Origin of the sequence: Pseudonocardia lacus (genome assembly GCF_018531445.1) — a bacterium.
Classification (GTDB): domain Bacteria; phylum Actinomycetota; class Actinomycetes; order Mycobacteriales; family Pseudonocardiaceae; genus Pseudonocardia; species Pseudonocardia lacus.
Genome location: NZ_JAHDTH010000460.1, coordinates 1 through 1,261 on the forward strand (window position 1 = coordinate 1; position 1,261 = coordinate 1,261).

General features: G+C 81.6%; 1 protein-coding gene. It reads left to right on the top strand.

What is annotated here, in order from left to right; translation table 11 throughout:
* Window positions 1-765 precede the first annotated feature (765 nt).
* A complete protein-coding gene (locus tag KIK08_RS39070) occupies window positions 766-1,125 on the top strand; it encodes a hypothetical protein (RefSeq protein ID WP_214408338.1) in 360 nt (119 codons plus the stop codon).
* The last annotated feature ends 136 nt before the right edge of the window (window positions 1,126-1,261 follow it).

Consider the following 1,261-nt stretch of genomic DNA (forward strand, 5'->3'; position numbering starts at 1 on the left):
CGGGGCGAGGGCACCGGCGGGTGGCGGCCCGGGGCCGCGCCCGTTCCGCCGCCGTCCGACTCGGGCTACTTCACCCCCGCCACGCCGGTGTCGCCGGTGCCGCCGACCCCCGGCGGGGCCCGTGGCGAGGCCTCGGGCCGGTTCCCGGGCGCCGGACCCGTGTCCGGCCGCCACCCGGTACCCGAGGGCCCGGGCGACGCGCTGCCGCGGCGGACCGGCACCTCGGACCGTCGACCGGTGGAGCCCGCCGAGGCACCGACCGGCGAGTGGACCGGGTCCTGGTTCGACAAGGAGCCCGGCGCCGCGGAACCAGCGGCAGGCCCGACCCGCTCCGGCGACCGGGCTCCCGAGCCCGGGGCCGCACGGGCGACCGAGCGGCTCGACCTGACCTCTCCCACCGCGACCCGGCTCGCCGCCCTCGCCGCCCGCCGCGGCCTCGGCGCCGCTCCCGCGCCGGAGGACGCCCCTCGGCCCGCGGACCGGGAGGCGGGAGGTCGTCCGTCGACCGGGTCCGGAACAGGAGCCCGCCCGGCGGCCGACGCCCCGTCGGCGGTCGGACACACGGGAGCCCACCCCGCGGCCGACGCCCGGTCGGCTGCCGGACACACGGGAGCCCATCCGGCTGCTGGACGCACAGGGGCCCACCCGGCCGCCCGTTCGGCCGTCGAATCCGCCACCGGCTCGCACCCGGCCGCCGCGGCCCGTGCCGGGGTCGCGGCCGCCCGCGCGACCGGGCGCACGGGGCAGTTCGACAGCGTCACCCCCGTGGACCGGCCGTCCGAACCCGCTCCGGCGCCGGCGGACGACCTCTTCGGCCCGCCGGCCGCGCCGCCGAGCAGCCCGTCGTGGCCGTGGCCGGCGAGCGAGGAGCCCGTCGTCCCGAGGGGAGCGCAGACCCGGCCGATGCCGGTCGCCGTCCCGCAGGCCGTGTCGCACGACGCTGTGCCGCAGGGGGCCGTGTCGCAGGAGGCCATGTCGCAGGCCGTGTCGGAGCGCTCTCGCCGCTCCCGGCACGCCCGGCCCGACGACGCGCCCGAACCGCCCGAGCAGCCCGAGCCGCGGACGCCGGCCGGCGCGCAAGAGGAGGCGCGGCGGGGCCGCCACCACCGCCGCGACCCCGACTGAGGGGTTCAGACCCGGCCGCCGGCCCGCAGCCAGCCCAGCAGCGCCGCCCGCCCCAGCACCTGCGGGTCGGCGCCGAACGCGGCGAAGGACGCCCCGACGACCGCGGCGACCGGCAGCGCACTGGCCCAGGCCAGTG